Here is a 23,780-nt window from a genome sequence, read left to right as displayed (position 1 = left end):
TTAGTGCGGATGGAACGTCACGCGCGACGGCACGGTCTTGAACGTGCCCATTGCGCTCCACCACGGCATCAGCAGGAAGAAGCTAAAGTAGATCAGCGTGCACACCTGCGAGACGATGGTCTTGGCGTCCGTCGGCGCCTGGGTACCGAGGTAGCCCAGCGTCAGGAAGGAGATGCCGAAGACGATGTACACATATTTGTGCCAGTCCGGACGGTAGCGGATCGACTTGACCTTCGAGTGGTCCAGCCAAGGCAGCGCGGCCAGGATCATCACGGAGGAGCCGAACAGCACCACGCCCCAGAACTTCGCGTCCAGGATGAAGGGCAGCATGCCGACGATGGCGACCAGGGCGACGCCGGCGATGGCGGCCTTGATGGCCGTGGCCAGGCGCGATTTGAGCCAGATGAACACGACGTAGGCGGCGACGGCGGCCATCAGCACGTACATGAAGTCGGCCGTGGTGGCCCGCAGCACCGAGTAGAACGGCGTGAAGTACCAGGTCGGGGCGATGTGCAGCGGGGTCTTCAGCGAATCGCCGGGCAGGAAGTTGTTGTATTCCAGGAAGTAGCCGCCCATTTCCGGCGCGAAGAAGACGACGGCGCTGAAGATGGTCAGGAAGATCGACACGCCGAACAGGTCGTGCACGGTGTAGTAGGGGTGCGAAGGGATGGAGTCGAGCGGGTGGCCGTCGGCGCCCAGGGTTTCCTTCACTTCGATGCCGTCCGGGTTGCTCGAACCGACTTCGTGCAGCGCGATCAGATGCGCGGCGACCAGGCCCAGCAGGACCAGCGGGATGGCGATCACGTGGAAGGCGAAGAAGCGGTTCAGTGTGGCGTCGGAGACGACGTAGTCGCCGCGTATCCACAGCGACAGGTCAGGGCCGATCAGCGGGATGGCGCCGAACAGGTTGACGATCACTTGCGCGCCCCAGTAGGACATCTGGCCCCACGGCAGCAGGTAGCCGAAGAAGGCTTCGGCCATCAGGCACAGGAAGATGGCGAAGCCGAACAGCCAGATCAGCTCGCGCGGTTTGCGGTAGGAGCCGTACAGCAGGCCGCGCGTCATGTGCAGGTAGACGATGATGAAGAAGGCCGACGCGCCGGTCGAGTGCATATAGCGCACCAGCCAGCCCCACGGCACTTCGCGCATGATGTATTCGACCGAGCCGAAGGCCAGGCTGGCGTCCGGCTTGTAGTGCATGGTCAGGAAGATGCCGGTGACGATCTGCAAGACCAGCACCAGCATGGCCAGCGAGCCGAAGATGTACCAGAAGTTGAAGTTCTTCGGCGCGTAGTATTTGCCCCACTGGTCGTTCCACAGCTTGGTCAGCGGGAAGCGGTCGTCGACCCAGCCCAGCGCCTTGGCGGCAACGGGTGCGTCGGCGGGGAATTTGGTTTCTTTGAAAGCGGCCATGATTATGCCTCGCCTTTCTCGTCTTTACCGATGACCAGTTTGGTATCGCTCAGGTACATATGGCGCGGCACTTGCAGATTGTCCGGCGCGGGCTTGTTCTTGAAGACGCGGCCGGCCATGTCGAAGGTCGAACCGTGGCATGGGCACAGGAAGCCGCCTTCCCAGTCGTCCGGCAGCGATGGCTGCGGGCCGGGCGTGAATTTCGACGAGGGCGAGCAACCGAGGTGGGTGCAGATGCCGACGGCGACGAGGATTTCCGGCTTGATCGAGCGCCATTCGTTGCGCGCGTATTCCGGCGTGAACTCTTCCGGGTTGCGCTTGGACTCGGCGTCGGCGACTTTGCCGTCGGTCTTTTTCAGCGAGGACACCATGTCCGGCGTCCGTTTCAGGATCCAGACTGGCTTGCCGCGCCATTCCACGGTGATCATCTCGCCCGGATTCAGGCTGCCGATGTCCACCTCTACCGGCGCGCCGGCGGCTTTCGCCCGTTCCGACGGCTGGAATGTACTTACCAAGGCCCCTGCGGTTGCCAAACCGACCACACTACCCGCCGCGCACGTAGCGACGAGCAAGCCGCGTCGGCCGGAATCGACCTGCTTTTCGTTACTCATACAAACCCCAATCAGTCAAAATGCGAAATCTTTTTTATAAGGAGCACCCCGCAATTTGCCCGCCGTCCCATCCCGGGTTCGCCTGAACCAGACCGGGGTGCCGCGCTTTTGCAGGTGCCCTGAAGCGTTAACATGGCTTCTAGCAACCTTAAATTATAAGGGAAGCGCGTGGCGATTTAAAGAAAAAACGTTGCCGGCGCCATAATTGGCGGGTTTTGTGGCGTCTTTCCGGCCGCCGCGGCGCCCCCCGCGCACGCGCCGCGCTTGGGATTCGGCCACGATCAAGAGTATGATCCAGATGCCGAATGCACAATCAAAGGAGAAAATTCATGGCAATGATGCAAGAATTCAAGGAATTTGCAATGAAGGGCAATGTCGTCGACCTGGCCGTCGGCGTCATCGTCGGTGGCGCCTTCGGCAAGATCGTCGACTCGCTGGTGCAGGACGTCATCATGCCGCCGATCAGCAAGGTGTTCGGCGGCCTGGACTTCGCCAACTACTATCTGCCGCTGAACAACCAGGGCACGCAACTGACCCTGGTCGAGGCGAAGAAGGCCGGCGCCGTCCTCGCCTACGGCAACTTCATCACGATCCTGATCAATTTCATCATCCTCGCCTTCATCATTTTCCAGATGGTGCGCCTGGTGAACAAGGCGCGCCGCAGCAGCGCGCCCGAGGCGGCGCCGGCGCCCGCCGCGACGCCGGAAGACATCGTGCTGCTGCGCGAAATACGCGACGCGCTGAAAAAATAAGCACCCCTCCCGGCGCCGCCCCGGCGCGGCGCCGGCCGTTTCCTTCCTGAAGCTTCTATGCGACGACTCTGGTTATTGTTTGCGCAAGCGGTGACCGTGGTCCTGGCACTGTATTTCGTCTATTCGGCCGTGCGCCCGGCGCGCGCGCCGCTGCCGCCGGCGCCGCCGGCCGCCGCCGTGGCCGCGCCCGGCTCCTACCGGGCCGCCGCCGCGCAGGCCATGCCGGCCGTCGTCAACATCCTCACCAGCCAGGCGCCGAAACGCTCCGCCCGGCCGCTGCTGAAGGACCCGTTCTACAAGAAATTCTTCGGCGAGCGCCCGCCCGACGAGGACGAGGAGTCCAGCCTCGGCTCCGGCGTCATCGTCAGCGCCGACGGCTTCATCCTGACCAACAACCACGTCGTCGAGGCGGCCGGGCAGATCGAGGTCGTGCTGGCCGACGGGCGCAAGGCGCCGGCCCGGGTGGTCGGCCTGGACCCGGAAACGGACCTGGCCGTCATCAAGGTCGCGCTCGATAAATTGCCCGTGATCGTGCTCGGCGACGTCGGACAGGCCAGGGTCGGCGACGTCGTGCTGGCCATCGGCAATCCCTTCGGCGTGGGCCAGACGGTGACGATGGGCATCATCTCCGCGCTGGGGCGCAATAATTTACACATCAACCACTTCGAAAACTTCATACAGACGGACGCGGCCATCAACTTCGGCAATTCCGGCGGCGCGCTGATCGACGGCAACGGCAAGCTGCTGGGCATCAACGCCGCCATCTATTCGCAAAGCGGCGGCTCGGTCGGCATCGGCTTCGCCATCCCCGTCTCGACCGTCAAGACGGTGATGGAGGAAATCATCAAGACGGGCCACGTCGTGCGCGGCTGGATAGGCGTCGAATCGCAGGACATCACGGCGGAGCTGGCGCGCACCTTCGGCCTGCGCCAGCAGAGCGGCGCCATCATCGCCGGCGTCGTCAAGAACGGCCCGGCCGACCGCGCCGGCATCAAGCCGGGCGACATCCTGCTGGCCGTCGACGGCAAGGCCGTCGCCGACACCACCGACATGCTGAACCTGATCGCCCAACTGGCGCCGGGCGGAAACGCTAAAATGACGGTGCTGCGCAAGGACCGCGAGGCAACCCTCGACGTCCTCGTCGGCAAGCGCCCCCACAACAAACTGCCCTGACTGGAAGCTGCTCCATGCATTTGCGCGATCTGAGCCAATTTTTGAACGAACTGAGCGAAAACAACAACCGGCCCTGGTTCATCATGAACAAGCCGCGCTACGACATCCTGCGCGAGGAATTCCTCGCCCTCGTCACGGGCCTGATCGCCGAACTGGGCAAATTCGACCCGGCCGTCAAATTCTGCAATCCGAAAAAAGCCCTGTTCCGCATCAACCGCGATGTCCGCTTCGCCCACGACAAGCGGCCCTACAAGACGCGCTTTTCGGCGGCCATCGCGCCCAACGACATGCGCCGCCCCAGCATGGCGGCCGGCCCCACCTATTACCTGCAGATCGAGGGCAGCGGCAAACTGCTGTTCGGCGCCGGCGAATACATGCCGCCGGCCGGGCGGCTGCGGGCCATCCGCGAGCACATGGTCAACGACGCGCCGGGTTTCAGCAAAGTGCTGAAGAATAAGCGCTTGCGCCAGACCTTCGGCACGCTGCAGGACGAGGGCAAGCTGATGCGGCCGCCCAAGGGCTTCGCCGCCGACGCCGAGCACATCGAGCTGATCAAGCTGAAAAGTTTTTTTGTCTGGACCGAGGTCCAACTGAACCTGAACGCGCCGGAGGAGCTGCTGCCGCAACTGGCGGCCGGGCTGAAGGATGCGCTGCCGCTGGTGACGTGGTTGCGCGGCGCCCGCGAACAGGAAGACGCAACGTAAAGGAGAGACGACATGGCATTGCCACATGCGGGGTCCGGCGAAGTGATCGCGGTGCAGCATGGCGACGACGATCTGACGCAGTTTTCCGCGCTCGCGCTGGCGAAGACGGACGAGATGGAATTGATACGCTTGACCCTGCCCAAAGGCAAGGTCATGCCCGAGCACCACGTGCCGGGGGAAATCACCCTGCTGTGCCTGCGCGGCGACGTCAGCGTCGACGCCCATGGCCGCAGCCAGACGCTGCGCAGCGGCCAGATGCTCTACCTGAACGGCGGCCAGGCCCACGCCTTGCGCGCCGAGCAGGACAGCCTGCTGCTGCTGACCATCCTGCTGGTCAAGGGCTTTTAAGTCAGGTCGCCTCGTCGCGCGGGTCGCGCGCCAGCAGGCGCCGCACCATGTCTTGCGGCCGGTCGCCGTCGAACAGCACGCCGGCGACGGCGTCGGTGATGGGCATGTCGACGCCCAGGGTGCGCGCCAGTTCGCGCACGGCGCGGGCGCAGGGCACGCCCTCGGCCACATGGCCCAGTTCGGCGACGATGGCGTCCAGCGGTTTGCCCTGGGCCAGGCCGAGGCCGACGCGGCGGTTGCGCGACAGCTCGCCCGTGCAGGTGAGGATCAGGTCGCCCATGCCGGTCAAGCCCATGAAGGTTTCCATCTGCCCGCCCAGCGCGGTGCCGAGGCGGGTGATTTCCGCCAGGCCGCGCGTGATCAGCGCGGCGCGCGCGTTCAAACCCAGCCCCAGGCCGTCGGCGATGCCGGTGGCGATCGCCAGCACGTTCTTGACGGCGCCGCCGACTTCGACGCCGGCCACGTCTTCGCTGGCGTAGACGCGGATGCCGCCGCCGTGCAGGGCGGCGACGACGCTGTCGCGCAGCGGCGCCGAGCGCGAGGCGATCGTCAGCGCGCAGGGCAGGCCGCGCGCCACTTCCTGGGCGAACGACGGCCCGGACAGGGCGCCGCCGGCCACCCGCTCGCCCAGCACCGCGGCGACGATCTGGTGCGGCAGCAGGCCGCTGCCGTTTTCAAAGCCCTTGCACAGCCAGACCAGGTTCGGGATGGCGCGCGTTTGCATTTGTTCGAGCAGGGGGCGCAGCCCGGCCACCGGGCAGGCGGCGATCAGCAGCGCGCCGGGTCCGTCGGCATGGGCCAGCGCGGCGTCGAAGTCGGCGCCCAGGCGCAGCGCCGGCGGCAGCACGAAGCCGGGCAGGTAGGGGTTCTCGCGGCGCGCCGCCATGTCTTGCATGGCGGCGCCGTTGCGGCCCCACAGCAGCACGTCGTGGCGGGCGGCGAAGGCGATGGCCACGGCCGTGCCCCAGGCGCCGGCGCCGAGTACGGTCACCTTGCGCGCGGCGGCGGAGGGGGAAACAGGGGAGTCTTGCATGGCACCTCAGGCGTAAAAGATGGGGCGGGCGCGGCCGCTCAGGCTGGCCGGCGCGCCGCGCATGCCCCGGGGCGGGGGCTGGCAACAAGCCGCGGGCCCGGCCCTGTTCAGATGCCCCAGACGTCGGCGCTTTTCACGTAGCCGCTCAAGCCGTCCTTGTGGCGCACCTTGATCCAGCCGGAGCTGTTCGCTTCCGTCACTTCGAGCAAGATGCCTTTTTCCGCGATGAATACGGGGGCGGACGCCTCGTCGGCGGCGGCGCGCACTTTCAGGCCGGCGCCGCGCACGACCACGTTGCGGCGGTTGCTCAGCACCTTGGCCTCGGTCCAGGCCAGGTCGCCGCTGACGTCGCGGACCTTGACCCATTCGCCGTAGCTGAGCACGACCTCAAGCGGCATGCCGCGCGGCGCCACATACAGTTTGCCGCCCTTCGTCGAGGGGGCGTCGTACAAGATGGCCGGGGCCGCGCCGACGGTCTTGAAGTCGAATGCGTGGCCGGCGGCTGTCGCCAGCATCAGCGCGGCGCCTGCGATCCAACGGGAAATACTCATAACCGGGCTTTCGAAATCGGTAAATCTGCGGCGCGGCGGGCGCGCCAGCGTGTCGTTGCGTGCCCGCGCCGCGGCCGCCGATGCGGCGCCGCGCGGGCATTGGACTTGCTTAGTGCGTGGCTTCGCCGGTGGCTGGCGCCGCCGCGGCGGCGTCGGCAACCGCTTGCAGGCGCTGCTGGTAGAACACTTCGAAATTGATTTCGGCCAGGTGCACTGGCGGGAAGCCGGCGCGGGTGATCATGTCGGCGATGTTGGCGCGCAGGTAAGGGTAGACGATGTTCGGGCAACCGATGCCCAGCAGCGGATCGAGTTGATCGGCTGGAATGTTGCGGGCTTCAAAGATGCCGGCTTGCTTGCCTTCGACCAGGAAGGCGACCTTGTCCTTGATTTTGGCGGTGACGGTGATGGTCACGGTCGACTCGAAAATGCCGTCGGCCAGCGGCTCGGCGCTGACGTCGAGAGCGACTTCGATGGCCGGCGCTTCTTGTTCCAGGAAGATGGAAGGCGAATTCGGCTGTTCCAGCGACATGTCTTTCAGATAGACGCGTTGGATTTGGAATACGGGTTGCAGGTTTTCGTCGGACATGGAACGCTTTCGTTGTAAGGGGAAGAACGGCAATTGCCGTCCGGATTAATGGTGCATACGCTCGTTTCTTGCTCTGTCGCTTGCTACGGCGCAGCCTGGAATCGAAGGTGAGGGCAATTGTATCAAAACCAATACCCTCCGCAGGACAATTTAAGCGCCCTTGAGCAAGGGGTCAAGGCCACCGGCCTGATCGAGCGCATACAGGTCGTCGAATCCGCCGACGTGGGTGTCGCCGATATAGATCTGCGGCACCGTGCGGCGCCCCGTGCGCTGCATCATCAGCGCGCGCTGCTCGGGGTCGAGGTCGACGCGGATTTTTTCGATGGCGGTCACGCCTTTGGCTTCGAGCAGGCGCTCGGCGCGCACGCAATAGGGGCACACGGCGGTGCTGTAGAGGAGGACATGGGCTGTCATGGCAGGGTTTCCTTTAAATGGTAAGGCTTGCGCTTACTTGGCCAGCGGCAAACCGGCCGCCTGCCACGCCGTGACGCCGCCTTCGAGGCAGACGACGTCCTCGAACCCGGCCTTGGCCAGCACCTTGGCGGCCAGGCCCGAGCGCACGCCCTTCTGGCAAACGACGACGATGGTCTTGTTCTTCGCCTTGTCGAGCTCGCCCACGCGCTGCACCAGCTCCGTCAGCGGGATGTGGCGGGCGTCGCGCAGGTGGCCGTTGGCGTACTCGGCCTCGTTGCGCACGTCGACGATCAGGCTCTTGCCGCGGTTGATCAACTGCGTCACCTCGAGCGCGGTGGCGCGTTTGCCGCGTTGCGTCAGGGTCGGCCACAGCAGGGCGCCGCCGGAAAGGACGACGATGCCAATAAGAAAAATGTGTTCAATAATGAATTTCACGGGTGTCCAATGGTTTAAGTCAATCCGCGCATTATAAAATAGAAGCTGGAAGAGTTACTCTCACGCTGAATTTTGCCTTAAACCCTCTAGAAGATTGAAGATTGACATGTATAAAATCGTTTTCATGCGTCACGGCGAGTCCACCTGGAACCTCGATAACCGCTTCACCGGCTGGACCGACGTCGATCTGACGGAGAAGGGCAGCCAGGAGGCGGGCCAGGCCGGCCGCATCCTGAAGGAAGCCGGCTTCACCTTCGACCTGGCCTACACCTCGGTGCTCAAGCGCGCCATCCGCACGCTGTGGCTGTCGCTGGACGCGATGGATCTGATGTGGTTGCCCGTCAAGCACGACTGGCGCCTCAACGAGCGCCACTACGGCGCCCTGCAGGGCCTGGACAAGGCGGAGACGGCCGCCAAGTACGGCGACGAGCAGGTGCTGGTGTGGCGCCGCAGCTATGACACGCCGCCGCCGCCGCTGGCCGCCGACGACGGGCGCGCCTCGTTCGCGGACCCGCGCTACGCCGGCTTGCCGCAGTCGGCCATTCCGCTGACGGAATGCCTGAAGGACACCGTGGCCCGCGTGATGCCGGCCTGGGACGAGGAAATCGCCCCGGCCATCCGCGCCGGCAAGCGCATCCTGATCTCGGCACACGGCAACAGCCTGCGCGCCCTGATCAAGATGCTTGACGGCATCAGCGACGCCGACATCGTCGGCCTCAACATCCCCAACGGCCAACCGCTCGTCTACGAGCTCGACGCCGACCTGAAGCCGATCCGCAGCTACTACCTGGGCGACCAGGAAGCCATCGCCGCCGCCATGAGCGCCGTGGCGAACCAAGGGAAGGCCAAGTAACTTTGCCGTCTTTCTTCCGGGTTGTCCCCCTCGTGTCACCGGCCTGGCGCGCCGGGCTGGGCTTGTGCCTGGCCCTGGCGCTCGCCAGCGGCGGCGCCCACGGCGCCAAAACCACCGCGCGCAGCAAGCAGAAGGTCGCCGCCGAGCAGCAGCGCGCCGATTTGCAGCAAAAGCTGACGGCCTTGAAGCGCGACATCAGCCGCACGGAAAGCGCCAAGGACGACGCCGCCGACACCCTGGCCGAGTCGGAGGAGGCGATCTCGAACGCCAACCGCGCGCTGCGCGAGCTGGCCGCCGAGCAGGAGCAGACCGGCGTCAAGCTGCGCGAGCTGGGCGGCGAGCACGAGAAGCTGGTCGCCACCGTGGCCCGGCAAAAGGCGCAATTGGCGAAGCTGCTGCGCGAACAATATGTCGCCGGCAACGAGGACCGCATCAAGCTGCTGCTGTCCGGCGACAACCCGAACCGCATCAACCGCGACCTGCAAATGCTGGCCTATGTGTCGCAGGCCCAGGCGCGCCTGCTGGGCGCCTTGCGGACGAATTTGCAGGCCGTCGAAAGCAACCAGGCCGAGGCGCAGAACGCCAAGGACGAGCTGGAAGAGATCGCGCAGGAAGAGCGCGAGCAGAAAACCCTGCTGGAGCAGGAAAAGGGCCGCCGCGCGGCGCTGCTGACGACGCTGTCGAAGCGCCTGGTGGCGCAGCGCAAGGACGCCGGCAACCTGGAACGCGACGAGCAGCGCCTGGGCAATCTGGTCGACCGGCTGGGCAAGTTGATCAAGGAACAGGCCGAGGCCGCCGCCGCCGAGCGCCGGCGCCAGGAGCAGTTGGCGCAGGCGCGCGCCGAGGCCAAGGCCAAGGCCGACGCCGAAGCGCGCGAGAAGCGCCTGGCGGCGCGCGCCAAGGCCCAGGCCGAGCGCGAGCGCCTGGCCCAGGAGCAGGCCAAGGGCGGCAAGGTCAAGCCGCTGCCGCCGCTCAAGCCCGACCCCATCGACGCCGACGAGCCGAAGGTGGTGGCGCGGCCGGCGGAAGAGGACAAGCCGGAGCCGGCGCGCCCCAGCCTGGGGCCGGCCGCGCCGGAGGGCGCCTTCGCCAGCCTGCGCGGGCGCATGAGCGCGCCCGTGGCGGGCAGGCTCAGCGCCAAGTTCGGCAGCCGCCGCGGCGAGGGGCCGAGCTGGAAGGGCGTCTTCATCCACGCCGCCGAGGGCGCCGACATCAAGGCCATCGCCGCCGGCCGCGTCGTCTATGCCGGCTGGCTGCGCGGCTCCGGCAACCTGATCATCGTCGACCACGGCAGCCAGTACTGGAGCATCTACGGCAATAACCAGTCCCTGCTCAAGCGCGTCGGCGACGCCGTCAAGGGCGGCGACGCCATCGCCAGCGTGGGAAACAGCGGCGGTAACGAAGAATCGGGTTTATACTTTGAAATGCGGCTGCAGGGCCGTCCCTTCGATCCCGCCGGCTGGGTGAAATTCTAGCGGTTCTTTTTGTGTTGTTTGGTGGAGTGCGGTAAAACATGGGCATCAAAGTAAAAAGTATCGGCCTGATCGGCTTGGGCATGCTGGCCGGCATAGGCGTGTCGATGCAGTTTTCCGCCGTCGCGCAAAAAAGCGCCGGCGGCCCCCTGCCGCTGGAAGAGCTGCGCCAGTTGTCCGACGTGTTCGGCCTGATCCAATCCGACTACGTCGAGGCCGTCGAGGGCAGGAAACTGCTGACCGAAGCCATTTCCGGCATGGTCGCCTCGCTCGACCCGCACTCGGTCTACCTGGACAAGAAAGCCTTCAAGGAAATGCGCGAAAGCGTGCAGGGCAAGTTCGTCGGCCTGGGCATCGAAGTCGGCATGGAGGATGGCTACGTCAAGGTGGTCGCGCCGATCGAGGATTCGCCGGCCGCCAAGGGCGGCATCCTGGCCGGCGACCTGATCACGCGCATCGACGGCGCGCCGATGAAGGGCCTGTCGCTGGACGAGGCCATCAAGAAGATGCGCGGCGAGCCGCACACCAAGATCACGCTGACCGTTTCCCGCAAAAACGAAGACAAGCCGCTGGTTTTCCCCATCGTGCGCGAGGAAATCCGCGTGCAAAGCGTCAAGGCCAAGATGGTCGAGCCGGGTTATGCCTGGGTGCGCATCGCCCAGTTCCAGGAACCCACCGTCGACGACATGGCGAAGAAAATCAAGCAGTTATATGCCCAGGACCCGCACCTCAAGGGCCTGGTGCTGGACCTGCGCAACGATCCCGGCGGCGTCGTGCCCGGCGCCGTTGGCGTTTCGGCCGCCTTCCTGCCGAAGGACGCCGTGATTGTCTCGACCAACGGCCAGCTGGCCGACTCGAAGCAGACCTTCTACGGCCGGCGCGAGTTTTACGCCGGCCGCAACGGCGGCGACCCGCTGGCGGCGCTGCCGGAGGCGCTCAAGCGCGTGCCGCTGGTGGTGCTGGTTAACACCGGCTCGGCGTCGGCCTCGGAAATCGTCGCCGGCGCGCTGCAGGACCACAAGCGCGCCACCATCCTCGGCACCCAGACCTTCGGCAAGGGCTCGGTGCAGACCGTGCGCCAGTTGACGGCCGACACGGCCGTCAAACTGACGACGGCGCGCTACTACACGCCGAACGGGCGCTCGATCCAGGCGCGCGGCATCGTGCCCGACATGATGGTCGACGAAACGGCCGACGGCGACGGCTGGAACAGCTTGCGCGTGCGCGAGGCCGATCTGCAAAAACACCTGGGCAACGACGAAGACAAGGGTGTCGCGCCGGTCGTGGCCAAGCACGACGAGCTGGACGACGAAAAGCGCCTGGCCGAGCTGGCGAAGAAGCGCAAGCCGCTGGAATACGGCGGCAAGGATGACTTCCAGCTGACGCAGGCACTGAACCACTTCAAGGGCTTGCCGGTGAAGCTGTCGAAAGTCGAAGCGACCGACAAGGCCGACGCCAAGGCGGAAGCCAAGGCTGACGCCAAGGCCGAGAGCAAAGTCGACGACAAAAAGGCGCCGGCCAAGAAATAGGTGCGGGAGCGCCGTAAGCGGTTCATCCGGCCCGCGGCGCCAACCGGGGGTCTGACCCGCCGGGTCTGACCCCGGCTTTATACCCGGCGCCAGCTTGTCCTTTACGGAATAACATGAACGATACGCAACTGCTGCGCTACTCGCGCCACATCCTGCTCGACGAGATCGGCATCGAAGGCCAGCAGGCGCTGCTGGACGCCCACGCGCTGCTCATCGGCGCCGGCGGCCTCGGTTCCCCGGCCGCCATGTATCTGGCGTCGGCCGGCGTCGGCCGCCTGACCATCGTCGACAACGACAACGTCGACCTGACCAATCTGCAGCGCCAGATCGCCCACACGACGGCGCGCGTGGGCCAGCCGAAGGCCGAGTCGGCGCGCCAGACCTTACAGCAAATCAATCCCGAGATCGACATCGCCGCCGTCAACGAACGCGCCGACGCCGCCCGCCTGGACGAATTGGTGGCGGCGGCCGACGTGGTGCTCGACTGCAGCGACAATTTCCGCACCCGCCACGCCGTCAACCGCGCCTGCGTGGCCCACCGGGTGCCGCTGGTGTCGGGCGCGGTGATCCGCTTCGACGGCCAGGTCAGCGTGTTCGACCCGCGCGCGCCGGCCTCGCCGTGCTATTGCTGCCTGTTTCCGCAGGACCAGCAGTTCGAGGACGTCGCCTGCGCGACGATGGGCGTGTTCGCGCCGCTGGTCGGCGTGGTCGGCGCCATGCAGGCGGCCGAGGCGCTGAAACTGCTGATGGGCGTGGGCCGTTCGCTGGCCGGGCGCCTGCTGATGCTCGACGGCGTCAACATGGAATGGAGCAGCATCGGCGTCGCGCGCGACCCCGGCTGCCCGGTCTGCGGCACCGCGCCGGCGCGGGCCTAAGCGCTCCCGGCTATACGTTTTTGACAACGTTCTTTGGCGTTGCGCCAATTCCGTCTTATACTCTGCACTCGTTCACCATCATCTTTCAATTTTCTTATGCAAAACGTCGCACATCGTTCGACCCGCCGCCGCCTCGCGCGCGGCTTCACGCTGATCGAAATCATGGTCGTGGTGGTGATCATGGGCATCCTCGCCTCGCTGGTCGTGCCCAAGCTGATCAGCCGCACCGGCGAGTCGCGCGTGGCCGCGGCCCGCGTCGACATCGCCACGCTGATGCAGGCGCTCAAGCTGTACAAGCTCGACAACCAGCGCTACCCGAGCACCGAGCAGGGCTTGCAAGCCCTCGTCACGAAGCCGACCACCGGCCCGGCCGCGAACGGCTGGAAGAGCGGCGGCTACCTGGAAAAAATGCCGAAAGACCCGTGGGGCAATCCCTACCAGTACCTGTCGCCCGGCATCAAGGGCGAGATCGACGTGCTGTCGCTGGGGGCCGACGGCCAGCCGGGCGGCAGCGGCGACGACGCCGACATCGGCTCGTGGGACATTTAACCCGCTTGCTGCCTGAGCGACGCGGCGCCGGCGCGCGGCCGCTGCATTTGGCGCGCGGCTTCACGCTGATCGAGCTGCTGGTCGTGCTGGTCATTGTCGGCCTGACGATGGGGCTGGTGTCCTTCAACGCCATGCCCAGCCGCCAGCAGGGCTTGCAAAAGGAGGCCGAGCGCATCGCGCTGCTGCTGCAACTGGCCCGCGACGAGGCCATCGTGCGCAATCGCCAGGTTGCCTTCGAGGCGGACGCCGACAGCTACCGCTTCCTGGTGCGCAACGACAAGCGCTGGGAAGCCGTGACGCAGGACGACCTGTTGCGCGAGCGCCCCTTCAAATACAGTCCGGTGCTGTTTACCATCGTGCCGCCGAGCGGCACGGGCGCGCCGCCGCTGCGCATCGTCTTCGGCCGCGAGCCGGTCGACAAGCCCTTCGTGCTGACCATGGCCAGCGGCGACAGCAGCGCCGCCATCCGCGCCGATGGCATCGGCCATTTCACCGTCGAATGAAGATGCCGCCATTGCGCCGCGGCCGCGGCTTCACCCTGCTCGAAGTGCTGGTCGCGCTGGTCATCGTCGGCACCGCGCTGGGCGCCTCGCTGCGCGCCGTCGGCAGCCTGACGCAGAACAGCAATGGCTTGCGCAGCACGATGATGGCGACCTGGTCGGCCGAGAACCGCCTCGTCCAATTCCGCCTGAGCAAAGCCTTCCCGCCGATCGGCAAGACCTCGACCGATTGCCCGCAGGGCGATCTGCGCCTGATTTGCCAGGAAGAGGTGCTGGCGACGCCGAATCCGCGCTTCCGCCGCGTCGAGGTCAGCGTCTACGACGCGGAAAACCCCGAGCGCCGCATCATCAAGCTGGTGCAACTGGTGCTGAGCCAATGAGCGGGCGGCGCGCGCACCGGCGCGGCTTCACGCTGATCGAGCTGCTGGTGGCGATCAGCATCCTGGCCATCGTCGCCGTGCTCGGCTGGCGCGGCCTGGACGGCATCGTGCGCGCGCGCATGACGCTGACGGGGCAACTGGAGCAGACCCGCGGCATGCAACTGGCGTTCGCCCAGATGCAGAGCGATTGCGAGCAGCTGGCCGGCGCCGGCGCCGGCGTGGCGCTGCTGCACGGGCGCCGCAACCTGCAGGCGGAAAACGACCGCCTGACGCTGGTGCGCGCCGTCTTCGCGGAAAACGAGGCGGCGCAGTTGCAGGTGGTGTCCTACCGCATCAAGGACGGCGTGCTGACGCGGCGCGAGTCGAACGGCACACGCGACCTGCTGGTGCTCGATGCGCTGTGGCAGGCGGCCTTGAGCGACAGCGACAGCAGCACGGCCGCCGTGCAGTTGCAGGCCGACGTGGCCGGCATGTCGATGCGCCTGTGGGACGGCAGCGGCTGGAGCGCCCCCGGCAGCGTCCCGGCCGCGCCGGCGGCGCCCGGCCCGGTCGGCACGGCGCCGGCCGCCAGCAGCGGCCTGGAGGTGTCGCTGCGGCTGCAGAGCCAGCAAACGGATTTGATCAAGATTTTCCTGCTGGGGGCCGTATGAGGCGGCCGTTGCGGCTGGCGCGCCAGCGCGGGGTCGCCGTCATCACGGCCTTGCTGCTGACGACGCTGACGGTGACCATCGTCGCCAGCCTGTTCTGGCAGCAGCAGGTGCAGGTGCGCTCGATGGAGAACCAGCGCCTGCACCAGCAGACCAAGTGGATCTTGCTCGGGGCGATAGATCTGGCGCGCTTCTGGCTGCGCCAGGACAACCCCAGCCAGACCCGCCTCGACGGCACCTGGACGACGCCGGTGGCGGAAACCAATCTGGACCAGTTCGTCGAACGCGAGCGCGTCGAGGGCGAATCGTATGCGGCGACGCTATCGGGCCGTGCCACGGACGCGCAGGCGCGCTACAATCTTGCCAACCTTGCCAAAAATCGCGTGCCCGATCCCGTGCAGGTGCAGGTGTTCGGACGTTTGCTGGCCAATGTGCAGCTCGACCCCGCGCTGGCGCAGACCGCCGCCGCGGCCGTCGCGGCGACGCAGAAGGCGGCCGCGACGGCCGACGGCGACGGCGGCGGCAAGGTCGCCGCCGGCGTGCCGGCGGACGGGCGCGAACCGATGGACTTCCTGCGCGTCGAGGATTTGCTCGGCGTGGCCGGCTTCACGCCGGCGGCGCTGGAGCGCCTGCGCGACTTCGTCATCGTGCTGCCCAAACCGAGCGCCATCAACGTCAACACGGCGCCGGCCGAGGTGCTGGCGGCGGCGGTGGTGTTTTCCGTGTCGGAGGCGGGCGCCCTGGTGAGCAACCGGCAGCGCAAGCCGTTCAACGGCATGGGCGATTTCATGGCGCTGATACAGGGCAAAACCCTGTTGGTGCCGAACGAGGGTGTGGACATTAAAAGCAGTTACTTCCTGGTTGACAGCCAGGTGCGGCTGGACCGCGCGGCGCTCGACACGCAGGCGCTGATCCAGCGCGACAGCATGACCCGGACCACGACCCTGGTCTGGGTGCGGGAAAACTAGAACCTGAAAGCGAGACCCTTTGACTACACTGTATATCCGCCACCCGGCCAAGGCCAGCGTCGACAGCGTCGCGCAGTGCCAGTTCGCGCTGGCCGGCGCCGACGGCAGGCTGCTGCAGCAGGGCGCGGCCGCGCTGGGCGGCATGGGCCAGATGATAGGCGCGGCGCGCCGCGTCGTGCTGCTGCTGGCCGCCGCCGACGTCACGCTGCTGCGCCTGAAGGTGCCGCCGCTGTCGGCCGCGCGCCTGAAGGCGGCGCTGCCCGGCCTGGTCGAGGAGCAGATCCTCGGCGAGCCGGGCGACTGCGTGCTGGCCGCCGGCGCCGAGGGCGCCGACGGCATGCGCACGGTGGCCGTCGTGCAGCGGGCCTGGCTGGAGGTGCTGGTCAAGGCCCTGCTGGCGCAGGGCGCGCGCGGCGTGGCCGCCCTGCCGGCGCAGCTGTGCCTGCCGCTGCAGCCGGGCGGCGCCGCCGCCGCCTTGCATGAGGTCGACGGCGGCGTCGCGCTGACCCTGCGCCTGGCCCCCCACGAGGGCATGGGCCTGATCCTGCCGGCGCAGGCGCCGGCGACGCTGCTGCCGCTGCTGCGCGCCTTCGTCGCCGAGGCGCCGCTGACCCTGTACGTCGGCGCCGCCCAGCTGGCCGCCTACCAGGAGGCGGCCGCCGCCACGGCCGGCGTCGCCGTCGAGGCGGAGCAGTGGCCGCACTGGATCGCGGCGGCGAAAACGGCCGGCCTGGACCTGGTGCCGGCGCTGGGCGCGGCCGGCGGCCAGGCGCGCAACTGGCAGCGCTGGCGCTGGCCGCTGCGGCTGGCGCTGCTGGTGGCCCTGGTGAACATCGCCGGCGTCAACATCGAGTGGCTGCGCCTGAAGCGCGACGCCGCGGCGCTGCGCGCCGCCATGCAGCAAACCTTCAAGGCGGCGTATCCGAACGAGACGCCGCTGTATCCGGCCGAGCAGATGCGCCGCAACCTGGCCACGGCCAAGCTGGCCAGCGGCCAGATGGCGGCCGACGAATTCAGCGCGCTCGGCGCGGCCCTGGGCGAGGCCCTGGGCGCGCTCGGCGCCAAGGGCGCGATCGCCTCGCTCGACTACCGCGAGCGCGCGCTCACCGTCAAGCTCAAGCCCGACACCGTGCCGGCCGGCGTGCTGGCCAAGGCCAAGGCGGCGCTGGCGGAGCGCCAGTTGCAATTATCCGAGCCGGCCCCCGGCACCTGGCAGATCCGCGCAGCGGCAGGAGTGAAACCATGAAGAATGTGAGCGTCATGCTGGAGCGCTACAAGCTGGCCGCCGGCACGTTTTGGCAGCAGCGCAGCGAGCAGGAGCGCCAGTTCCTCGGCGTCGGCGGCGCGGTCGCCGCGCTGGCGCTGCTGTACGCGGTGCTGATCGGGCCGGCCGTCTCCGGCCGCGAGGCCCTGTTGAAGGAATTGCCGCAACTGCGCCTGGACGCCGCCGAAATCGAGGGCCTGGCGCGCCAGGCCGCCGAGCTGACGCGCCAGGCGCCGCCGCCGCCGGAGCCGATGAGCCGGGCCAGCCTGAGCGCGTCGCTGGCCGCGCAGGGCTTGACGGCGCAGTCGATCTCGCTGACGGGCGAGTACGCCAAGCTGCAGCTGAACGAAGTGCCGTTCGCCGGCCTCGTCGCCTGGCTCGACGCCGTGCGCCGCGACAGCCGCATCGCCGTGCAGGACGCCAATGTCGTCGCCCAGCCGACGGCCGGCGTGGTCAACGCCACGCTGACGCTGCACCAGGGCGCCGGCCGATGAGGCGCGCCGCGGGAAGCAAAAAAAGGGCCGGCCCGTGAAGCGCGCTGTGCTATGGTTGCTGGCCGCCGCGTTCGGCGCCGCCGCGACGCTGCTGCTGTTCTTTCCGGCCGCCTGGCTGGCGGCGGCCGTCGAGCGCCAGACGGGCGGACGTTTGACGCTGGGCGACGCCCAAGGTACGCTGTGGCGCGGTTCGGCCTTTGTCGGCGGCGCCGCCGGCAGCGGCGGCAGCGTCACGCCGCTGCTGCCGGGCCGTTTCGCGTGGCGGCTGTCGCCGCTGGTGCTGCTGGGGACGGTCGACGTCGAGCTGGAGAACCCGGCGGCGCTGTCGCAGCCCTTGAGCCTGCGCGGCTCCTGGTCGCAGTGGCAGCTCAGCCCGGCGTCGCTGCGCCTGCCGGCCGAGCGCCTGTCCGGCCTGGGCGCGCCGCTGAACACGATCGCCCCCAGCGGCACGATGCGGCTGTCGTGGACGACGCTGCGGCTCGGTCTGGCCGGCGGCGGCATCGCCGTCGAGGGCCGCACGACGCTGGAGATGGCCGATATGGCGTCGCGCCTGTCGCCGATCCGGCCGCTGGGCAGTTATGAATTGGCTTTCGACTGGCACGGCCAGCAGGCGCAACTGGGCCTGCGATCCGTCAAGGGCCCGCTGCTGCTGGAGGGCAGCGGCGCGCTGGTCAACGGGCGCCCGCAGTTTTCCGGGCAGGCGCAGGCAGCAACAGGATATGAAGAGACCTTGGCAAGTTTGTTGAATTTGCTGGGCCAGCGCCGTACCAATAGCGACAAAAACATCATCGCCTTAGAGTTCAGATAATGACAAAACACACTGTGAGCAACTTTCCCTTTCCGGCGCTGTCGCTGCGCCGCCTTGGCGCCGGCGCGCTGCTGTGCTGCGCCGTCGCCGCCGCCCCCGTCCGCGCCGCCGACGAGGCCGCGCTGAATTTCGTCGGCGCCGACGTCGAGTCGGTGATCAAGGCGGTCGGCCACTACACCAACATCAATTTCGTCATCGACCCGCGCGTCAAGGGCACGATCACGCTCGTGTCGGAGAAATCCATCACGAAAAGCCAGGCCTTCGCGCTGCTGGCGTCGGCGCTGCGGCTGCAGGGCTTCGCCGTCGTCAGCGGCGACGGCTACGCCAAGGTGGTGCCGGAGGCCGAAGCCAAGCTGCAGTCGGTGCCGACCCAGGTCGGCGCCGGCGCCGGCGTCAAGGGCGACCAGATCGCCACCCAGGTGTTTTACCTGAACTACGAGTCCTCGAACAATCTGCTGACGGTGCTGCGCCCGCTGATTTCGCCGAACAACACGATCAACGCCAACCCCGGCAACAACACGCTGGTGATCACCGACTATGCCGACAACCTGAAGCGCCTGGGCAAGATCATCGCCGCCCTCGACGCGCCCATCGCCGCCGACATGGACGTCATTCCGGTGCGCTACGCCATCGCCTCCGACCTGGCGGCGATGGTCAACAAGCTCACCGAGCCGGCCGGCGGCGCCGCCGACGCCGGCCGCATCTCGGTGCTGGCCGACCCGCGCACCAATTCGCTGGTGCTGCGGGCGCCGTCGCCGGCCCGGGCCAACCTGGCCAAGTCCCTCATCGCCAAGCTGGACCAGCCCACCGCGCAACTGGGCAATGTCCACGTCGTCTACCTGAAAAACGCCGACGCCACCAAGCTGGCGCTGACGCTGCGCGCCGTCATGGGCAGCGGCGACGGCGCCGCCGGCCAGAGCGGCGGCGGCACGCCGGCGCCGACGCCGGCGCCGACGCAGGGCGGCACGGCGTCGACCACAAACAGCGCCATGGGCGGCCAGCAGGGCGGCGGCGCCGCGCTGTCGCAGGCGCCGCAGGCGCTGCCGGCGGGCGGCGCGGCCGGTTTCATCCAGGCCGACGTCGCCACCAACACGCTGATCATCACCTGCTCGGAGCCGATGTACCGCAACCTGCGCGCCGTCATCGACCAGCTCGACGTGCGCCGCGCCCAGGTTTACCTGGAGTCGCTGATCGTCGAGGTGACGTCGGCCAAGGCTTCCGAGTTCGGCGTGCAGTGGCTGGGCCTGTCGGGCGACAAGAACAGCAGTTACCGCATCGGCGGCCTGCAGTCCTTCTCCAGCGGCAACAACAACATCGCCGCGCTGGCGGCCGGCGCCGCCAAGGGCGGCAGCGCCGTGCAACTGCCGGGCGGCGGCTTGACGCTGGGCGTGTTCAAGCAGATCAACGGCGCGCTCGGCCTGGGCGCCCTGGCCCACGCGCTGGAATCGGACGGCAACGCGAATATCCTGTCGACGCCGAACATGATCACCCTCGACAACGAGCTGGCGACCATCCAGGTGGGCCAGAACGTGCCGCTGCTGACGGGGCAGACGCTGGTGCCGGGCACCAGCAACGCCAGCCCCTTCCAGACCATCGAGCGCAAGGACGTCGGCTTGACGCTGAAGGTGCGGCCGCAGATTTCCGAGGGCGGCACGATCAAGATGGCCATCTACCATGAAACGTCGACCGTCGAGAAGGCCAGCCTGACGGCGCAGTCCGGCCTGACGCTGAACAAGCGCGTCATCGAGAACAACGTCATCGCCGACGACGGCCAGATCATCGTGCTGGGCGGCCTGATCGAGGACACCACCAACGACAACGCCGAGAAGGTGCGCGGCCTGGGCGACATCCCCCTGATCGGCAACCTGTTCAAGTACCAGACGCGCGAGCGCAAGAAGACCAATCTGATGATTTTCCTGCGCCCCGTGGTGATCCGCAGCAAGGAGCAGAGCAGCAGCCTGGCGGCCGACCGCTACGACTACATGCGCGCCGCCGAGGAGAAGGCGCAGCCGCAGACGGGCAACCTGATGCTGCGCGACCTGGGCGCGCCGCAGTTGCAGCAGTTGCAGGACGGCCATCCGGCCGGCAGCAATATGGCGCTGCGGCCGCTGCCCCTGCCGCCGGCGGCGCGGCCCGCGCCGGCCGCGCCGGCCAACGCCACCGTGCCGAACTGATATGAGCCAGCTGCTGCCCTACGCCTTCGCCCGCGACCACGCGCTGCTGGCCCGCGCCAGCGACGCCGCCGAGCACACGGTCGACGTGCTGGTGTCGGCGACGACGGCGCCGGCCGCCATCGCCGAGGTGTCGCGCCGTTTCGGCCGGATCCGCCTGCTGAGCATGGCGCGCGCCGAGCTCGACGCCGCCATCGCCGCCGCCTACGCCGGCGCCGGCGGCGACGCCGCGCAGATGGCCGACGAGTTCGACGCCGACCTCGACTTGACCAAGCTGCTGCAGGACGTGCCGGCCATCGAGGACTTGCTCGAATCGTCAGACGACGCGCCGGTGATCCGCATGATCAACGCCCTGTTGACCCAGGCGCTGCGCGAAGGCGCCTCCGACATCCACATCGAGCCGTTCGAGCTGACCTCGGTGGTGCGCTTCCGCATCGACGGCAGCCTGCGCGACGTGGTGCGGCCGCGCAAGGCCATCCACGGCTCGCTGATCTCGCGCATCAAGATCATGGCCCAGCTCGACATCGCCGAGAAGCGCCTGCCGCAGGACGGCCGCATCACGCTGCGGGTCGGCGGCAAGCCCGTCGACGTGCGCGTCTCGACGCTGCCGACGGGGCACGGCGAGCGGGCCGTGCTGCGCCTGCTCGACAAGGAGGCCGGCCGCCTCGACCTGGCCCACCTGGGCATGAGCGGCGCCATGCTGCCCGAGTTCGACGGCTTGCTGAAGCAGCCGCACGGCATCGTCCTCGTCACCGGGCCCACCGGCTCGGGCAAGACGACCACGCTGTACGCGGCGCTGTCGCGGCTGAACGCCAGCACCACCAATATCCTCACCGTCGAAGACCCGATCGAATACGACCTCGTCGGCGTCGGCCAGACCCAGGTCAACCCGCGCATCGAGATGAGCTTCGCCAAGGCGCTGCGGGCCATCCTGCGGCAAGACCCGGACGTCATCATGATCGGCGAGATCCGCGACCTGGAGACGGCGCAGATCGCCGTGCAGGCTTCGCTGACGGGCCACCTGGTGCTGGCGACGCTGCACACCAACGACGCGGCGGCGGCCGTCACGCGCCTGCTCGACATGGGCATCGAACCGTTCCTGCTGTCGTCCTCGCTGCTGGGCGTGCTGGCGCAGCGCCTGGTGCGCAAGCTGTGCGGCGCCTGCAAAAGCTTCGACGGCCAGCACTGGCAGGCGGTCGGCTGCGAGCGCTGCGGCCACACCGGCTACCAGGGCCGGGTCGGCGTCTACGAGCTGCTGCAGACCACCGAGCAGATCCGCGCGCAAATCCACAACCGCGCCTCCGAAGCCGAGGTGCGCGCCGCGGCGCAGCGCAGCGGCATGCTGACGATGCGCGAGGACGGCGAGCGCTGGCTGGCCGACGGCACCACCACGCCGGCCGAGCTGCTGCGCGTGACCAAAGACTAGGGACCGGCCGATGCCCGCATTTCGCTATGAAGCCGTGGACGCCGGCGGCGCCACCAAGAAGGGCGTGCTGAACGCCGACAGCGCGCGCGCCGCGCGCGCCGAGTTGCGCGTGCAGGGCCTGGTGCCGCTGCTCGTCGAGGCCATCGCCGCCCAGGTCGACGCGGCCGGCGTGGCCCGCCAGCGCAGCTTCGGCGAGCGCCTGTCGAACACCGAGCTGGCCCTGTTCACGCGCCAGCTGGCCAGCCTGCTGGAGGCGGGCCTGCCGCTGGAGCAGGCGTTCTCGGCCCTGCTGGAACAGGCCGAGCGGCCCTATCTGCGCGACCTGATCGCCTCGATCCGCTCCGAGGTCATCGGCGGCGCCGCCTTTTCCGACGTGCTGGCGCGCCACCCGCGCGACTTCGCCGAAATCTACCGCGCCCTGGTGGCCTCGGGCGAGCAGATCGGCCACCTGTCGCGCGTGCTGTCGCGCCTGGCCGACTACATCGAGCGGCGCAACGCGCTGGTGCAAAAGGTCAGGCTGGCCTTCACCTACCCGGCCATCGTCACCGTGGTCGCCTTCGCCATCGTCATCTTCCTGCTGACCTATGTGGTGCCGCAGATCGTCTCCGTGTTCGCCAACACCAAGCAGAAGCTGCCGCTGCTGACCGTCATCATGCTGGCGCTGTCGGACTTCGTGCGCCACTACGGCCTGCTGGTCGGCGCGGTGCTGCTGGCGGCCTGGTTCGCCTGGCGCCGCGCCCTCACGGAGCCGGGCCTGAAGCGGCGCTGGCACACCTGGCTGCTGACGGCCCCCCTGTACGGCAAGTTCGAGCGCAGCCTGAACACGGCCCGCTTCGCCAGCACGCTGGCCATCACGACGGGTTCCGGCGTGCCCATCCTGCGGGCCCTGGAAACGAGCCGCGACACGCTCTCGAACGTGGCCATGCGCGAGCTCGTCGAAGAGGCCAGCAACAACGTCCGCGAGGGCGTCAGCCTGGCGCGCGCGCTGTCGGCGCAGAAGCACTTCCCGCCCATGCTGATCCATATGATACGGGCCGGCGAAATCACCGGCGAGCTGCCGGCCATGCTGGAACGGGCCGCCAGCGCCCAGGAGCAGGACCTGGAGCGGCGCACGCTGACCATCGCCGGCCTGCTGGAGCCGGCGCTGATCCTGGCGATGGGCATCGTGGTGCTGCTGATCGTGCTGGCGGTGCTGATGCCGATCATCGAAATTAACCAGCTGGTGCGTTAAAGAGGAATGGAATGAAGCGTTTGCCCCTGTTTGTCAGTTTTCTCGCCGTCGTGGCGCTGTCCGCCTCGCTGGCCTACTGGACGCTGCAATTGTTCAAGCCGCAGCAGCGTCCGCTGGCCGCCGTCGCCAGCCTGGGCGCGCCCGAGGCCAGCCCGGAGGCGGCCGCCGGCCTGTTCGGCGGGCGCCTGCAGGCCGCCGCCCTGAGCAATTACCAGTTGAAGGGCGTCGTCGCGGCCGCCGACGGCCGCGGCAGCGTGGCCATCCTGGCCAGCGACAGCAAGCCGGCGCAAGCCTATCCGGTCGGCGCCGAGGTGGCGCCCGGCGTCGTCGTCAAGGAAGTGCAGCCGCGCTTCGTGCTGCTGGCCGACGGCGGCGTGCCGAAGCGCGTCGAACTGGCGCAGGAGGCCGGCCGCGGCGACGCGCCGCCGCTGTCGGCGGCGCCGCCGCTGCCGCCGCCGCAACCGCCGCAGGGCCAGCCGCAGCCGCCGCAGCAGCCGCCCGTGCAGATGGCACCGCCGTCGCGCATCGGCATGCCGGCGCCGGGCGCGCAGCGCTGACAGTCGGGCCGCGTGCCCGGGCCGGCTCGCCGGCCT

Annotated in this window: 27 protein-coding genes; 20 read left to right on the top strand and 7 right to left on the bottom strand. The window is 68.0% G+C overall.

The window, feature by feature from the left end; all coding sequences use genetic code 11:
• Positions 1-1,413: a cytochrome b gene (locus OIK44_RS23090; RefSeq protein WP_273674291.1), complete on the bottom strand. Its 1,413-nt coding sequence runs from the start codon at positions 1,411-1,413 to the stop codon at positions 1-3.
• Between the two features lie 2 nt (positions 1,414-1,415).
• Positions 1,416-2,024, bottom strand: coding sequence for a ubiquinol-cytochrome c reductase iron-sulfur subunit (gene petA, locus OIK44_RS23085; protein ID WP_273674289.1), 609 nt, complete (start codon positions 2,022-2,024; stop codon positions 1,416-1,418).
• A gap of 329 nt (positions 2,025-2,353) precedes the next feature.
• Here petA and mscL point away from each other — a divergent pair, with 329 nt between their 5' ends.
• From mscL to OIK44_RS23065, 4 genes are read left to right on the top strand one after another with little or no spacing between them, the layout of a single operon-like run.
• On the top strand, positions 2,354-2,776 hold the full coding sequence (gene mscL / locus OIK44_RS23080; RefSeq protein WP_273674287.1) for a large conductance mechanosensitive channel protein MscL: 423 nt from the start codon (positions 2,354-2,356) through the stop codon (positions 2,774-2,776).
• A gap of 57 nt (positions 2,777-2,833) precedes the next feature.
• Positions 2,834-3,949 (top strand): trypsin-like peptidase domain-containing protein, encoded by a 1,116-nt coding sequence (locus OIK44_RS23075; RefSeq protein WP_273674286.1) that lies wholly within the window; start codon positions 2,834-2,836, stop codon positions 3,947-3,949.
• Positions 3,950-3,963: 14 nt separating this feature from the next.
• Positions 3,964-4,653: a DUF2461 domain-containing protein gene (locus OIK44_RS23070; RefSeq protein ID WP_273674284.1), complete on the top strand. Its 690-nt coding sequence runs from the start codon at positions 3,964-3,966 to the stop codon at positions 4,651-4,653.
• Between the two features lie 12 nt (positions 4,654-4,665).
• On the top strand, positions 4,666-5,001 hold the full coding sequence (locus OIK44_RS23065; protein WP_273674283.1) for a cupin domain-containing protein: 336 nt from the start codon (positions 4,666-4,668) through the stop codon (positions 4,999-5,001).
• Position 5,002: 1 nt separating this feature from the next.
• Here OIK44_RS23065 and OIK44_RS23060 read toward each other — a convergent pair whose 3' ends face one another.
• The 5 genes from OIK44_RS23060 to OIK44_RS23040 all read right to left on the bottom strand — a co-directional run bounded on the left by OIK44_RS23060 (position 5,003) and on the right by OIK44_RS23040 (position 8,020).
• Positions 5,003-6,034 carry an NAD(P)H-dependent glycerol-3-phosphate dehydrogenase gene (locus OIK44_RS23060; RefSeq protein ID WP_273674281.1) on the bottom strand — a complete coding sequence of 344 codons (1,032 nt, stop codon included), beginning with the start codon at positions 6,032-6,034 and terminating at the stop codon, positions 5,003-5,005.
• 107 nt (positions 6,035-6,141) lie between these two features.
• Positions 6,142-6,585, bottom strand: coding sequence for an SH3 domain-containing protein (locus tag OIK44_RS23055; RefSeq protein ID WP_273674279.1), 444 nt, complete (start codon positions 6,583-6,585; stop codon positions 6,142-6,144).
• 109 nt (positions 6,586-6,694) lie between these two features.
• Positions 6,695-7,171 (bottom strand): protein-export chaperone SecB, encoded by a 477-nt coding sequence (gene secB, locus OIK44_RS23050; protein ID WP_273674277.1) that lies wholly within the window; start codon positions 7,169-7,171, stop codon positions 6,695-6,697.
• A 150-nt stretch (positions 7,172-7,321) separates the two neighbouring features.
• Entirely contained in the window at positions 7,322-7,585 is a 264-nt protein-coding gene (gene grxC / locus OIK44_RS23045) for a glutaredoxin 3 (protein WP_273674275.1), read from the bottom strand.
• Positions 7,586-7,618: 33 nt separating this feature from the next.
• The gene (locus OIK44_RS23040) at positions 7,619-8,020 is read right to left on the bottom strand and encodes a rhodanese-like domain-containing protein (RefSeq protein WP_273674273.1); all 402 of its coding nucleotides are present in this window, start codon (positions 8,018-8,020) and stop codon (positions 7,619-7,621) included.
• Positions 8,021-8,126: 106 nt separating this feature from the next.
• Here OIK44_RS23040 and gpmA point away from each other — a divergent pair, with 106 nt between their 5' ends.
• From gpmA to OIK44_RS22960, 16 genes are all read left to right on the top strand, one after another.
• The gene (gpmA, locus tag OIK44_RS23035; protein ID WP_273674271.1) at positions 8,127-8,873 is read left to right on the top strand and encodes a 2,3-diphosphoglycerate-dependent phosphoglycerate mutase; all 747 of its coding nucleotides are present in this window, start codon (positions 8,127-8,129) and stop codon (positions 8,871-8,873) included.
• A 32-nt stretch (positions 8,874-8,905) separates the two neighbouring features.
• A complete protein-coding gene (locus tag OIK44_RS23030) occupies positions 8,906-10,348 on the top strand; it encodes a murein hydrolase activator EnvC family protein (RefSeq protein ID WP_420213885.1) in 1,443 nt (480 codons plus the stop codon).
• Positions 10,349-10,386: 38 nt separating this feature from the next.
• Positions 10,387-11,874 (top strand): S41 family peptidase, encoded by a 1,488-nt coding sequence (locus tag OIK44_RS23025; protein ID WP_273674270.1) that lies wholly within the window; start codon positions 10,387-10,389, stop codon positions 11,872-11,874.
• A 113-nt stretch (positions 11,875-11,987) separates the two neighbouring features.
• On the top strand, positions 11,988-12,749 hold the full coding sequence (locus OIK44_RS23020; protein WP_273674269.1) for a HesA/MoeB/ThiF family protein: 762 nt from the start codon (positions 11,988-11,990) through the stop codon (positions 12,747-12,749).
• Between the two features lie 96 nt (positions 12,750-12,845).
• Positions 12,846-13,298 (top strand): type II secretion system major pseudopilin GspG, encoded by a 453-nt coding sequence (gene gspG / locus OIK44_RS23015; protein WP_273674267.1) that lies wholly within the window; start codon positions 12,846-12,848, stop codon positions 13,296-13,298.
• A gap of 8 nt (positions 13,299-13,306) precedes the next feature.
• Complete coding sequence (gene gspH / locus OIK44_RS23010; protein WP_273674326.1) at positions 13,307-13,801, top strand: type II secretion system minor pseudopilin GspH; 495 nt, start codon at positions 13,307-13,309, stop codon at positions 13,799-13,801.
• A gap of 2 nt (positions 13,802-13,803) precedes the next feature.
• Complete coding sequence (gspI, locus tag OIK44_RS23005; RefSeq protein WP_273674265.1) at positions 13,804-14,178, top strand: type II secretion system minor pseudopilin GspI; 375 nt, start codon at positions 13,804-13,806, stop codon at positions 14,176-14,178.
• Positions 14,175-14,828, top strand: coding sequence for a PulJ/GspJ family protein (locus OIK44_RS23000; protein ID WP_273674263.1), 654 nt, complete (start codon positions 14,175-14,177; stop codon positions 14,826-14,828). Before gspI ends, OIK44_RS23000 begins: the two co-directional genes overlap by 4 nt.
• Positions 14,825-15,793 carry a type II secretion system minor pseudopilin GspK gene (gene gspK / locus OIK44_RS22995; RefSeq protein ID WP_273674261.1) on the top strand — a complete coding sequence of 323 codons (969 nt, stop codon included), beginning with the start codon at positions 14,825-14,827 and terminating at the stop codon, positions 15,791-15,793. The genes OIK44_RS23000 and gspK overlap by 4 nt, the downstream gene beginning before the upstream one ends.
• A gap of 19 nt (positions 15,794-15,812) precedes the next feature.
• Positions 15,813-17,039 carry a type II secretion system protein GspL gene (gene gspL, locus OIK44_RS22990; RefSeq protein ID WP_273674259.1) on the top strand — a complete coding sequence of 409 codons (1,227 nt, stop codon included), beginning with the start codon at positions 15,813-15,815 and terminating at the stop codon, positions 17,037-17,039.
• Positions 17,036-17,551: a type II secretion system protein GspM gene (gene gspM / locus OIK44_RS22985; RefSeq protein WP_273674258.1), complete on the top strand. Its 516-nt coding sequence runs from the start codon at positions 17,036-17,038 to the stop codon at positions 17,549-17,551. The genes gspL and gspM overlap by 4 nt, the downstream gene beginning before the upstream one ends.
• A gap of 34 nt (positions 17,552-17,585) precedes the next feature.
• Positions 17,586-18,359 carry a type II secretion system protein N gene (locus OIK44_RS22980; RefSeq protein WP_273674257.1) on the top strand — a complete coding sequence of 258 codons (774 nt, stop codon included), beginning with the start codon at positions 17,586-17,588 and terminating at the stop codon, positions 18,357-18,359.
• The gene (gene gspD / locus OIK44_RS22975) at positions 18,359-20,533 is read left to right on the top strand and encodes a type II secretion system secretin GspD (RefSeq protein WP_273674255.1); all 2,175 of its coding nucleotides are present in this window, start codon (positions 18,359-18,361) and stop codon (positions 20,531-20,533) included. Before OIK44_RS22980 ends, gspD begins: the two co-directional genes overlap by 1 nt.
• Position 20,534: 1 nt before the next feature.
• Positions 20,535-21,956 (top strand): type II secretion system ATPase GspE, encoded by a 1,422-nt coding sequence (gene gspE / locus OIK44_RS22970; protein ID WP_273674253.1) that lies wholly within the window; start codon positions 20,535-20,537, stop codon positions 21,954-21,956.
• Positions 21,957-21,966: 10 nt separating this feature from the next.
• Positions 21,967-23,187 carry a type II secretion system inner membrane protein GspF gene (gspF, locus tag OIK44_RS22965; RefSeq protein ID WP_273674252.1) on the top strand — a complete coding sequence of 407 codons (1,221 nt, stop codon included), beginning with the start codon at positions 21,967-21,969 and terminating at the stop codon, positions 23,185-23,187.
• Between the two features lie 11 nt (positions 23,188-23,198).
• Positions 23,199-23,744, top strand: a complete 546-nt coding sequence (locus OIK44_RS22960) for a type II secretion system protein N (RefSeq protein WP_273674251.1) — start codon at positions 23,199-23,201, stop codon at positions 23,742-23,744.
• Positions 23,745-23,780 lie beyond the last annotated feature (36 nt).

Origin of the sequence: Janthinobacterium fluminis (genome assembly GCF_028595325.1) — a bacterium.
GTDB lineage: Bacteria > Pseudomonadota > Gammaproteobacteria > Burkholderiales > Burkholderiaceae_D > Janthinobacterium > Janthinobacterium fluminis.
The sequence above is the reverse complement of the archived record's forward strand: the minus strand, read 5'-3'. Positions and strand labels throughout refer to the sequence as shown.

Bases quoted from the DNA above. Each gene is read 5' to 3' on its own strand.
- OIK44_RS23090 (WP_273674291.1), bottom strand. From the start codon at position 1,413: ATGGCCGCTTTCAAAGAAACCAAATTCCCCGCCGACGCACCCGTTGCC.
- petA (WP_273674289.1), bottom strand. From the start codon at position 2,024: ATGAGTAACGAAAAGCAGGTCGATTCCGGCCGACGCGGCTTGCTCGTC.
- mscL (WP_273674287.1), top strand. From the start codon at position 2,354: ATGGCAATGATGCAAGAATTCAAGGAATTTGCAATGAAGGGCAATGTC.
- OIK44_RS23075 (WP_273674286.1), top strand. From the start codon at position 2,834: ATGCGACGACTCTGGTTATTGTTTGCGCAAGCGGTGACCGTGGTCCTG.
- OIK44_RS23070 (WP_273674284.1), top strand. From the start codon at position 3,964: ATGCATTTGCGCGATCTGAGCCAATTTTTGAACGAACTGAGCGAAAAC.
- OIK44_RS23065 (WP_273674283.1), top strand. From the start codon at position 4,666: ATGGCATTGCCACATGCGGGGTCCGGCGAAGTGATCGCGGTGCAGCAT.
- OIK44_RS23060 (WP_273674281.1), bottom strand. From the start codon at position 6,034: ATGCAAGACTCCCCTGTTTCCCCCTCCGCCGCCGCGCGCAAGGTGACC.
- OIK44_RS23055 (WP_273674279.1), bottom strand. From the start codon at position 6,585: ATGAGTATTTCCCGTTGGATCGCAGGCGCCGCGCTGATGCTGGCGACA.
- secB (WP_273674277.1), bottom strand. From the start codon at position 7,171: ATGTCCGACGAAAACCTGCAACCCGTATTCCAAATCCAACGCGTCTAT.
- grxC (WP_273674275.1), bottom strand. From the start codon at position 7,585: ATGACAGCCCATGTCCTCCTCTACAGCACCGCCGTGTGCCCCTATTGC.
- gpmA (WP_273674271.1), top strand. From the start codon at position 8,127: ATGTATAAAATCGTTTTCATGCGTCACGGCGAGTCCACCTGGAACCTC.
- OIK44_RS23025 (WP_273674270.1), top strand. From the start codon at position 10,387: ATGGGCATCAAAGTAAAAAGTATCGGCCTGATCGGCTTGGGCATGCTG.
- OIK44_RS23020 (WP_273674269.1), top strand. From the start codon at position 11,988: ATGAACGATACGCAACTGCTGCGCTACTCGCGCCACATCCTGCTCGAC.
- gspG (WP_273674267.1), top strand. From the start codon at position 12,846: ATGCAAAACGTCGCACATCGTTCGACCCGCCGCCGCCTCGCGCGCGGC.
- gspI (WP_273674265.1), top strand. From the start codon at position 13,804: ATGCCGCCATTGCGCCGCGGCCGCGGCTTCACCCTGCTCGAAGTGCTG.
- OIK44_RS23000 (WP_273674263.1), top strand. From the start codon at position 14,175: ATGAGCGGGCGGCGCGCGCACCGGCGCGGCTTCACGCTGATCGAGCTG.
- gspK (WP_273674261.1), top strand. From the start codon at position 14,825: ATGAGGCGGCCGTTGCGGCTGGCGCGCCAGCGCGGGGTCGCCGTCATC.
- gspM (WP_273674258.1), top strand. From the start codon at position 17,036: ATGAAGAATGTGAGCGTCATGCTGGAGCGCTACAAGCTGGCCGCCGGC.
- gspD (WP_273674255.1), top strand. From the start codon at position 18,359: ATGACAAAACACACTGTGAGCAACTTTCCCTTTCCGGCGCTGTCGCTG.
- gspE (WP_273674253.1), top strand. From the start codon at position 20,535: ATGAGCCAGCTGCTGCCCTACGCCTTCGCCCGCGACCACGCGCTGCTG.
- gspF (WP_273674252.1), top strand. From the start codon at position 21,967: ATGCCCGCATTTCGCTATGAAGCCGTGGACGCCGGCGGCGCCACCAAG.
- OIK44_RS22960 (WP_273674251.1), top strand. From the start codon at position 23,199: ATGAAGCGTTTGCCCCTGTTTGTCAGTTTTCTCGCCGTCGTGGCGCTG.